This is a genomic window from Rhodothermales bacterium (assembly GCA_034439735.1).
In the GTDB taxonomy this organism is placed as follows: domain Bacteria; phylum Bacteroidota; class Rhodothermia; order Rhodothermales; family JAHQVL01; genus JAWKNW01.
In genome coordinates, this window is record JAWXAX010000080.1 from 17674 (window position 1) to 27664 (window position 9991).

9 protein-coding genes are annotated in these 9991 nt (G+C 64.7%); all 9 read left to right on the forward strand.

Features of this window, described 5'->3' with window-relative positions; translation table 11 throughout:
- The first annotated feature begins 160 nt into the window (after window positions 1-160).
- The 9 genes from SH809_06540 to SH809_06580 all read left to right on the forward strand — a co-directional run bounded on the left by SH809_06540 (window position 161) and on the right by SH809_06580 (window position 9761).
- Window positions 161-1720 (forward strand): serine hydrolase, encoded by a 1560-nt coding sequence (locus tag SH809_06540; protein ID MDZ4699343.1) that lies wholly within the window; start codon window positions 161-163, stop codon window positions 1718-1720.
- Window positions 1721-1763: 43 nt separating this feature from the next.
- Window positions 1764-2225, forward strand: a complete 462-nt coding sequence (locus tag SH809_06545) for a DinB family protein (protein ID MDZ4699344.1) — start codon at window positions 1764-1766, stop codon at window positions 2223-2225.
- Complete coding sequence (locus tag SH809_06550; protein ID MDZ4699345.1) at window positions 2218-3543, forward strand: TolC family protein; 1326 nt, start codon at window positions 2218-2220, stop codon at window positions 3541-3543. Before SH809_06545 ends, SH809_06550 begins: the two co-directional genes overlap by 8 nt.
- Window positions 3540-4259: an ABC transporter ATP-binding protein gene (locus SH809_06555; protein MDZ4699346.1), complete on the forward strand. Its 720-nt coding sequence runs from the start codon at window positions 3540-3542 to the stop codon at window positions 4257-4259. The genes SH809_06550 and SH809_06555 overlap by 4 nt, the downstream gene beginning before the upstream one ends.
- 1 nt (window position 4260) lies before the next feature.
- Complete coding sequence (locus SH809_06560; GenBank protein ID MDZ4699347.1) at window positions 4261-6624, forward strand: FtsX-like permease family protein; 2364 nt, start codon at window positions 4261-4263, stop codon at window positions 6622-6624.
- Window positions 6625-7815, forward strand: a complete 1191-nt coding sequence (locus SH809_06565) for an efflux RND transporter periplasmic adaptor subunit (GenBank protein MDZ4699348.1) — start codon at window positions 6625-6627, stop codon at window positions 7813-7815. It abuts the gene before it with no gap.
- 197 nt (window positions 7816-8012) lie between these two features.
- Window positions 8013-8243: a hypothetical protein gene (locus tag SH809_06570; GenBank protein MDZ4699349.1), complete on the forward strand. Its 231-nt coding sequence runs from the start codon at window positions 8013-8015 to the stop codon at window positions 8241-8243.
- 202 nt (window positions 8244-8445) lie between these two features.
- Window positions 8446-9009 (forward strand): DinB family protein, encoded by a 564-nt coding sequence (locus tag SH809_06575; GenBank protein ID MDZ4699350.1) that lies wholly within the window; start codon window positions 8446-8448, stop codon window positions 9007-9009.
- Window positions 9010-9167: 158 nt separating this feature from the next.
- Complete coding sequence (locus tag SH809_06580; GenBank protein MDZ4699351.1) at window positions 9168-9761, forward strand: YdeI/OmpD-associated family protein; 594 nt, start codon at window positions 9168-9170, stop codon at window positions 9759-9761.
- The last annotated feature ends 230 nt before the right edge of the window (window positions 9762-9991 follow it).

The window sequence follows — 9991 nt, forward strand, 5'->3', positions numbered from 1 at the left end:
GGGTATCGGCCTGACGCCGCCGGCGTTAATTACTCGGGCAAATTGGGTTAGACATACGCTTTCGTCGCGCGTTTGGAAGGGCCTCCGCCGGCAAAGACGATCTCATTCATCCAGCCGCAATGTGTATCTTACCGTGCACTATCCACGTTCACCCGCCGCCATGCTCCGCATCCTCCCGCTCTTCGTCCTCCTCCTTCTCTCGTCCTTCCCCAGTGTCGCCCAGCCGGCGCCGCCGGGCATCGACTCGTACACCGCCGCCGTCCTTTCTGCTTTCGAGGTCCCGGGCATCGCCCTCGCCATCGTAAAGGACGGTCGTGTGGTCCTGGCGAAAGGGTACGGCGTCCGCGAGCTGGGAAATCCGGCACCGGTCGATGATCGAACACTGTTCGGCATCGCCTCCAACTCCAAGGCCTTCACAGCCACCGCGCTCGCATTACTCGTCGAAGAGGGTCGGCTCGGGTGGGAAGATCGGGTGATCGACCACCTGCCTTGGTTCCAACTCAGCGACGCGTTTGTCACCCGCGAACTCACCATCCGCGACCTGCTCGTGCACCGCAGCGGCCTTGGCCTCGGCGCCGGCGACCTGCTCTGGTGGCCGGCTTCCACCTATAACCGCCGCGAAGTGGCCGAACGCCTCCGCTACCTCCCGCTCGTCACCAGCTTCCGGAGCGCGTACGCGTACGACAACGTCCTCTACCTCGTCGCCGGCGAGGTCATCGAAACCCTGAGCGGAATGTCGTGGGAGGATTTTGTCCAGACCCGTATCCTCGACCGGGTGGGCATGGCCGACAGCAACCCCCGCCACTCCGACGCCGGCGCTCCGGGCGCCAACGTGGCCGTCACCCACGCCCGCGTCGATGGCGTCGTCCGCCCCATCGCGCCCTTCACCAGCGACAACACGAACCCCGCCGGCGGTATCAACGCCAGCGCCCGCGACATCGCGAGGTGGATGATCGTCCAGCTGGACTCCGGCCGGGTAGCCGGCGATGACCGCCTCTTCTCACGCCGCACCGCCCGTGAACTCTGGACCCCCCTTACGCCCACGCCCATCGGCACCCCGCCGCCGGACCTCGCGCCGCTCCAGCGCCAGTTCTCCGGGTATGCGCTCGGGTTCGACGTGCACGACTATCGCGGCCACAAGGTGGTCACTCATACGGGTGGGCTGCCGGGATATGTGTCCAAGGTGACCATGATCCCCGAGTTAAAACTCGGCGTGGCCGTGTTCACCAACCAGGAGTCCGGCCGCGCCTTCACGGCGATGACGTACCACGTGCTCGACCACTATCTCGGCGCGAACGACACCGACTGGCTCGTCGCCCTCGCGAACTATGAACAACAGGGCCTGCGCGAGATCGCGGATACGGAAGCCGCCATCGCCACCGAGCGGAACGCCGGCGCCGGCCCCTCCCTATCGCCGGCCGCCTACGTGGGGACCTACACGGACGCCTGGTACGGCGACATCCTCGTCGAACAAAAACCCGACGGCGCCCTCGAACTCCGCTTCAGCCGGACGCCTTCTCTCGTGGGATCGATGGAGCACTGGCAGTACGACACCTTCATCGTCCGCTGGTACGACCGCGAACTCCGCGCCGACGCCTTCATCACATTCGCCCTCCACCCGGACGGCTCGATCGATCAGGCCAGGATGCAGGCGGTGTCGCCGGCGACGGATTTCAGCTACGATTTCCAGGATTTGCTCCTGAAACCGGCTATACGTTAACAACCCCTTAGGGTCTTCAATACCCGAAGGGTTTCCTACCCCCATGCCTATTCTCGACCTCCTCGAACAGACCCGCGCCGAGACGCTCCGGCACTTCGACCTCGACGACCGCCGGCTCGGCCTCCGCTACGCGCCCGGCAAATGGACCGTCCGCCAGCTCCTCCACCACCTATCCGATGCGGAGACGGTACTCTTCGACCGCATCCGGCGGGTAATCAGCGAGCCGCGCCAGGTGATCTGGGCGTTCGACCAGGACGCCTGGGCGCAGGGGCTCGACTATGAAGGCAGGCCGCTGCCCCTTTCCAGAGACCTGTATCTGGCTACCCGCGCCGGCGTTATCCACTATGCGCGGCTCCATTACGAAGCGGACGGGCACAAGGAATTCGTGCACAACGAGGCCGGCGTGCGTACCCTGAAGCAGGAGTTCGACAAGGTGGCGGCCCACAACCGGGGCCATCTGGACCAGATCGCCAAGGCGCTAGGTAAGGATCACACCCATGGATGACATAAAAAGATGGGGAGGATTGCTCCTCCTTCTGCTCTTCCCAGCCATCGCCGCCGGCCAGGACATCCGCACTCTCACCGCCGAGGAGGCCGTGCAGTTTGGCCTCGAGCGTAACGCCCTCATCCGCTCCGCCGAGGCCGGCGCCGCCGAGGCCGACGCCGTCTACCGCGCTGCCCGAGCCGCGCGGCGGCCGTCCGTCACCGCGCAGGGCAGCTACACTCGCCTCAGCGACAACATCCCCGCCATCACCTTCACCCAGCCGGGGACGGACATCGAGGTAACCCTCGCCCCGGTGGTGCTGGATCGGTATTATTCGGAGATCGGGATTGAGCAGCCGCTCTTCACCGGGCTCCGCATCCACCACCAGATCCAGGCGGCATCCCACCAGGCCGAGGCGGCGGCGATGGACGCCGAATGGCAGGAGGCGGATGTCGCGTTTCAGATCAAACAGGCCTACTGGCGGCTGTATGAGGCGCAAGGTCTACAGTCCGCCGTGGCCGCCTCACTCGCCCGTGTCGAGGCGTATGTAAACGATGTGCGCAATCGCCGCGACGCCGGCGCCGCCCTCGAAAGCGACCTTCTGACCGCCCAGACCCGCCGCTCGGAAGTGCAGCTCGAACAGATCCAGCGGGACAACGCCGTTCAAGTGGCGCGCCTCGAACTGAACCGACTAATCGGGTTGCCGCTGGATGCCATCATCCAACTTGTTGCAGTGGACTTGGTGGACACGGTGGACGCGTTGGACGGGCTTCTTGCTCGTGCCGGGGCACAGCATCCTCAGGTGGATGGGTTGGTCGCTCAGGTTGAGGCCCTCGAAGCCAATGTCAAAGCCTCGCAGGGTGGCTGGCTCCCGGAGATCGTGGCGACGGGCCGGTACGCCTACTCGCGTCCGAACCAGTACTTCTTCCTCGATCAGGATGCGTTTCGCGGCAACTGGGAGGCCGGCGTGGCCGTCCGCTGGAACCTGTGGAACGGCGGCCAGCGCGAAGCCGGCACGCAGGAGGCGCGCGCCCGGCTCCAGGGCGCCGAAGCCCGGCTCGCCTACGCGCGGGACGAGATCGCGGTGTCGATCACCAGCCGATACCTGGATGTCCAACGCGCCGAGGCGTCGTACAATGTCATCCAACAAAACGTCCGCGAGGCGGAAGAAGCCTACCGGGTGGTCCAGCAGCAACACCAGGAAGGGGTCGCGCTCACGAGCACGATGCTGGAGGTGGAAGAGGCGCTGCGGCTGGCGCAATCCCGGGCCGCCCAGGCGGTAGCCGGCCAGATGATGGCCCTCGCCGCGCTGCGTTTCACCCTCGGCGAGATCCGATGAGCGATATGGAAGCCAACACCGTCTTCAGCACCCGCCGCCTCACGAAGGTCTACGACATGGGCGAAGTGCAGGTCCATGCCCTCCGCGGGATCGACGTGGATTTTTACAGCGGCGAACTCGTCGTGCTCCTCGGCGCGTCCGGCTCCGGGAAATCCACCCTGCTCAACATCCTCGGCGGGCTGGATACCGCCACCGGGGGGACCGTGCTTTACAAGGACCAGGACCTCACCCGCGCCACCGACAAACAGCTGACCGAATACCGCCGGCACCACGTCGGCTTCGTGTTCCAGTTCTACAACCTCATCCCCAGCCTCACGGCCCGCGAGAACGTGGCCATCGTCACCGAAATCTCCCACAACCCCATGAAGCCCGAGGAAGCGCTCGACCTGGTGGGGCTGGGGGATCGGATGGATCATTTTCCGGCGCAACTCTCCGGCGGCCAGCAGCAGCGCGTAGCCATCGCGCGGGCGATCGCCAAACAGCCGGCGGTGCTGCTGTGCGACGAACCCACCGGCGCGCTCGACTCCCAGACCGGCGTGATCGTCCTCGAAGCGCTCGACCGCGTCAACCGGGAAATCGGGACGACGACAGTGATCATCACCCACAACGTGGCGCAGTCCGAAATGGCCGGACGTGTGATCCACCTCAGCGACGGGCGGATTACCGACGTCCACACCAACACCCACAAAAAGGCTCCCGGCGAGCTTACCTGGTAAGATGCGCGCGATCGACCGGAAAATGCTGCGGGATCTGTGGGGCATGCGCGGGCCGGCCCTGGCCATCGCGGTCGTGATCGTCAGCGGCGTGGCGACCTTTGTCACCATGACCTCCACTATGGGCGCGCTGCAGCGGACCCTCGACAGCTACTATACGGAGTACCGGTTCGCCGACCTGTTCGCCGGCGTCCGCCGCGCACCCGAGACCCTCCTCGAAACCCTCCGCGGTGTCGAAGGCGTGAGCCAGGTGATGACGCGGGTTACCGCCGGCGTCAACCTCGAGGTGCCGGGGTTCGACCAACCGGTGTCCGGTCAGCTGGTATCTATCCCGGAGGGCCGGCAGCCGGCGCTCAACCAGCTGTACATCCGCGAGGGCCGGCTCATCGAGCCGGGGCGCGAGGAAGAGGTGCTCGTCAACGAGGTATTCGCCGAGGCGCACGGCCTCCGGCCCGGCGACCGGCTCACCGCCGTCATCAACGGCCGGCGGAAGGCGCTGCGGGTGGCCGGCATCGCGCTGTCGCCCGAGTTTTTGATGCAGATCCAGCCCGGATCCCTCTTCCCGGACCCCCAGCGGTTCGGGGTGTTGTGGATGGGCCGCGAAGCGCTGGCCGCCGCGTACGACATGGGCGGCGCGTTTAACGACGTGGCGTTTACCCTGGCGCCGGGTGTCGACGAAGAGACGGTGATGGACCGCCTCGATCAGATCCTGGGCGCCTACGGCGGCGTCGGCGTCAACCGTCGGGCGCAGCAGCCGTCGCACTTCTACATCACCGAAGAATTCCGGCAGCTCCGCAGCATGGCGACGATGCTGCCCGTCATCTTCCTCGCCGTGGCCGCGTTCCTGCTGAACATCGTCGTCACCCGCCTGATTGGGACGCAGCGCGAGCAGATCGCCGTGCTCAAGGCGTTCGGGTACAGCAACGGCACGGTGGGCTGGCATTATACCAAACTTGTGTTTGTCGTAGCTCTCTCCGGCGCGGCCGCCGGCGTGGTGTTGGGGATGTGGATGGGGCGCGGGATGGGTAACCTCTACCTGACGTTTTACCGGTTTCCGTACCTCGAATACGCGCTGGACCCATCGGTCGTGTCGGCGGCGGTGGCGCTGACGATCGGGGCCACGTTCGCCGGCGTCATCCGCGCCGTGCGCCGGGCCGTGAAGCTGCCGCCGGCCGAGGCCATGCGGCCGGCCCCGCCGGCGTCCTACCGGCCGACGGTCGTCGAGCGCATCGGCCTCCAGAAATACCTCGACCAGCCCACCCGGATGATCCTCCGCAACCTCGAACGGCAGCCGGTGAAGGCCCTGCTCACCATCACCGGCATCGCCAGCTCGTGCGCCATCCTCATCATGGGGCTGTTCATGAGCGGCGCGTTCGATTACATCCTGCGTATCCAGTACGGCATCGCCCAGCGGGACGACCTGACGATCTCCTTCGCCCAGCCCACGTCCACCGCCTCGCTGTACGAACTCAAAGCCCTGCCGGGCGTGATCCACGCCGAGCCGTTCCGGATGGCGCCCGTCACCCTCCGCCACCGGCACTGGAGCTACGACACCGCCGTCCAGGGCATCCCGCGGGACGCGTACCTGCGGCGCGTCATCGACACCGAGCTGCGCTCGATCGACATCCCCGCCGAGGGCGTCATCCTCACGGAACGCCTCGCCGAAATCCTCCACGTCCGCCCTGGCGACGTGGTGACCGTGGAGGTACAGGAAGGCCGCCGGCTCGTGCGCGAGGCGCCCGTCGTCAGCCTTACCCGCCAGTACCTCGGCGTGGCGGCGTACATGGACCTCGACGCCGTCAACCGACTCGTCGGCGGCGGCCAGGCTATTTCAGGCGCGCTGCTGACGACGGATCGGGATCAGGAGGAGGGGCTCACCCGGCTGTTGCAACGGCGGCCCTCCGTGATCGGCATCGTGGCGCAGGAGCGGGCCATCGCGTCGTTTATGGAGACGTCGGCCGAGAGCATGCTCACGTTTACGTTTATCCTCAGCTTTTTTGCCGGCGTCATTGCCTTCGGGGTCGTCTACAACAGCGCCCGGATCGCGCTATCCGAGCGCGACCGCGAACTCGCCAGCCTCCGCGTCCTCGGGTTTACCCGGGGGGAGATCGCCTACATTCTGCTGGGCGAGTTGGCCGTGCTCACCCTGCTCGCCATCCCCCTCGGGTTTTTGATGGGGACGGGGATGACGGCCGGCGTCGTGCAGGGGCTGCAAACGGACCTGTACCAGATTCCGATGGTGCTCGAGAAAAAGACGTTCGCACTGGCCGCACTGGTCGTGCTGGTGGCCACGACGATCTCGGCCCTCATCGTACGCCGCAAGCTCAGCCACCTGGACCTCGTGGGGGTCCTCAAAACGAGAGAATAGATGAAGGGTCTGACACGTAAACGCTTGATCATGATCGCCGTCGCCGTGTTGGTGGTGCTGGCTGTCGCTTACGGGTTCATGCCGAAGCCCGTGCTCGTGGAGACCGCCGCCATCACCCGTGGCAGCCTGCAGGTGATCGTGGAGGACGAAGGGGAGACCCAGGTGAAACACCGCTACGTGGTCACCTCGCCCGTGATGGCGTTTGCCCGGCGGATCGAGATGAAGGCCGGCGACTGGGTGGCGAAAGGCCAGGAGCTCGTCCGCCTCGAACCGCCCCGCCCGACGATCCTCGACCCCCGGACCGCCGCCGAAGCCCAGCAGCGCGTAAAAGCCGCGGAGGCGATGCTGAGCCAGGCCGAGGAGCAGGTGCGCGCCACCACGGCGGCGGCGGCGAACGCCGAAGAAGAGCGGGCGCGGACCGAGCGGTTGTTTGAGTCCGGCTCCGCCACGCAGCAGCTACGCGAGCAGACCCGTTCCGTCGCCCTGCAGGCCGTCGCCCAGCGCGATGCCGCGACGGCCGCCGTCGAAGCCGCCCGGGCCGACCTCGCGAGCGCCCGGGCCGTGGTGGCCTACACCGAAGGCAGCGGCGCCGGAGTGCGGCAGACCCTCCGCGCCCCGACGGCCGGCACCGTGCTGGCCGTGTACCGGGAAAGCGAGGGCCAGGTGATGCCCGGCGAGGCGCTGATGGAGATCGGGGATGTGGATAGCCTGGAGGTGCGGGTGGACGTGTTGTCGCAGGACGCCGTCCGCATCCGCCCCGGAACGCACGTCATGCTCGACCGCTGGGGCGGCGAGGGCGTGCTGAAGGCCGTCGTCACCCGCGTCGAGCCCCAGGGTGTGACGACCGTCTCGTCCCTCGGCGTCGAGGAGAAACGCGTGGCCGTCGTGGCGGACCTCGTCTCGCCGGCCGCGCACCGCGCCGGCCTCGGCTCCGGCTTCCGGGTGCTGGCGCAGTTCGTGATCTGGGAGAGCGACGACGTGTTGCTCGCCCCGACGAGTGCGCTGTTCCGGGAGGATGGCGGCTGGGCCGCGTTTGTGGACGAAGGCGGGAAGGCCGTGAAGCGGGCTGTGGAGATCGGCCACCAGGCCGGCCTGACCGCCGAGGTGTTATCAGGCCTCTCCGAGGGCGACGAGGTGATCGTCCATCCGCCGAACAATCTGGAGGAAGGGGTGGGGGTGGAGGCGTTGTGAGAGTTGTCCCTCAATAGGGCGCTTCGTAGTCGCCCGGTCAATGCCGGGGCAGGCACTCTCGAAGGGTCTTCGTCATCCTCGCGAACGCGGGGATCCACCCGGATGGCACGCGGCTTATGACCTGTTGTGATAGGGACGAGTCGCGACTTGTCGCACTTGACGTACCCCATGGCCAGATAGAGCGGGAGGGGGAAACCATGGTAGACATCGAAGTGGGGCCCACGGCCAGCAGATCTCTCACCGGGCAGATGGTGGATTTCGCACAATCGATCCCGTATTACTTACCAAAAGACGACTGGGGGGATCGGGACTTGCGGATTGCCGAGCAGCGGCTGGGTGAGACACCTTGCCTGTGCTCGGGCAGGTCCAGCGAAACCATCTGGCCGGCGCGGGAGGCGCTCAAGGTGTTGGGCGAAAGATGGTCTTAAAAGCGGAATACCAGGATTCAGGACGTCGTCTGATATCCGGACAGTTGCCGAATAGTGAGCATATCCTCGCCGTAAGCGTGTAATTTTTACATCGTTGTATTCGGGAGGTACGTCGTGTTATCTTGACAGTGACAGGATATTGTTAGTTCTGCCGCCTCACAGCACCAGTCCCGATCACGGCTTATAGACCAGTCGCAGACAAATGGAAGAGCGCATCCAGGAAGTCGCCGCCGAGCTTTCCAAGACCGCCGCTCAGGCCCGAGCGCAGTTCGGCACACTCTCACCGGAACAGCTCAACTGGAAACCAGACTCGGGTAGCTGGAGCGTGGGGCAGTGCTTCGATCACTTGATCACGACGCACAGTCAGTACTTTCCCCTTCTTCAGCAGCTCCGGGCGGGCGGTGTGGAGCCGTCATTATGGGAACGGTACTCCCCGTTCAGCGGCTTCTTCGGAGCGTACTTGATTCGTAACCTGAGTCCGGAGAACCATAAGAAATACAAGACGTCGTCGAAGGCCGAGCCGTCCACCAGCGAGATCGACGGTCGCATCGTTGAGCGCTTCAGCGCCCATCAGGCGGAACTGATCGATCACATTCAGAACCTGTCAGCCGAGATCGATCCGGAGACGACGATCATCACGTCTCCTCTGTTAAGCTTTGTGACCTATAGCCTGGATGACTGCCTGGCGATCTTTGTGGTGCACGGCCAGCGACATCTGAGGCAGGCGCGGCGGGTCACGGAGATGGCAGGGTTTCCCGCCCACTAACGCACCCTCAAGGGCGGCAGAACCCGCCACTGCAGGCCGACAGCGCGCTTCAGCGCCATGTCTCTTTTTACCGTCAACGTCTACGTTGCCCTCTCCAACCGCTCCGCCGCGTGCTGCGGCTGAGTGGCAACCTGTTATGCCGAAGTGAATCTAGATGTATGCCTGAACCCGACCCCGCTGAACTCATCACCTTTGCATTGCCGGCAGATCTCGGCCGGTGGCTCATGGTACATCACGCCACAAAAAGTGAGCTGTGGGTGAAGATATTCAAGAAAGGGACCGGGATTCCGAGTGTGACCTGGGACGATGTCGTGATTGAGGCGCTGTGCTGGGGCTGGATTGATGGCGTCAAGAAATCACTTAACGACCAGGCCTATATCCAGCGGCTCACCCCCAGGAAAGCTCGAAGCAACTGGTCGAAGAGGAACAGAGAACATGCAGAGCGCTTGATAAGCGAGGGCCGGATGCAGGAGCCAGGGCTTGTACATGTTCGCTCCGCCCAGGCGGATGGCCGGTGGGAGAACGCCTATACAGCAAGTGAAACAAACGTGCCGGCGGATTTCTTAGCCGCTCTTGAGGGCAGGCCGAAGGCGAAACAGTTTTTCGAAACGCTCAACAAATCGAGTCGGTATGTCATCGCCTACGGATTGACGTCTGCGAAGAAACCCGAAACCAGACGGAGGCGATTTGAAACCTTCATCGACATGCTCACCCGCGAAGAAAGGCCGGATATGGGCTTCAGAAACCGTTGAGATTTTCTGTTCTCTGCTTTTCGAGCGGCAACTCTGTTCCTCATAGCCGCGAATTTTTGGGATCGTCTTCCTCGCGAAACGAGCGAAGCGACTAACGAAGTAAAGCGGGAAACGAGCGAAGCGACTTACGAACTGACGTTACGCAACCCGGCCTGCATGTCACGCTGAGCCTCGCGAAGCGTCTTTCTAGAACGCGATTCTGCGTTAAAAAACGCCATCGACGCGTCTTA

Excerpts from the sequence above, each read along its gene's own strand:
- SH809_06540 (MDZ4699343.1), top strand. The coding sequence starts at position 161 with ATGCTCCGCATCCTCCCGCTCTTCGTCCTCCTCCTTCTCTCGTCCTTC.
- SH809_06545 (MDZ4699344.1), top strand. The coding sequence starts at position 1,764 with ATGCCTATTCTCGACCTCCTCGAACAGACCCGCGCCGAGACGCTCCGG.
- SH809_06550 (MDZ4699345.1), top strand. The coding sequence starts at position 2,218 with ATGGATGACATAAAAAGATGGGGAGGATTGCTCCTCCTTCTGCTCTTC.
- SH809_06555 (MDZ4699346.1), top strand. The coding sequence starts at position 3,540 with ATGAGCGATATGGAAGCCAACACCGTCTTCAGCACCCGCCGCCTCACG.
- SH809_06560 (MDZ4699347.1), top strand. The coding sequence starts at position 4,261 with ATGCGCGCGATCGACCGGAAAATGCTGCGGGATCTGTGGGGCATGCGC.
- SH809_06565 (MDZ4699348.1), top strand. The coding sequence starts at position 6,625 with ATGAAGGGTCTGACACGTAAACGCTTGATCATGATCGCCGTCGCCGTG.
- SH809_06570 (MDZ4699349.1), top strand. The coding sequence starts at position 8,013 with ATGGTAGACATCGAAGTGGGGCCCACGGCCAGCAGATCTCTCACCGGG.
- SH809_06575 (MDZ4699350.1), top strand. The coding sequence starts at position 8,446 with ATGGAAGAGCGCATCCAGGAAGTCGCCGCCGAGCTTTCCAAGACCGCC.
- SH809_06580 (MDZ4699351.1), top strand. The coding sequence starts at position 9,168 with ATGCCTGAACCCGACCCCGCTGAACTCATCACCTTTGCATTGCCGGCA.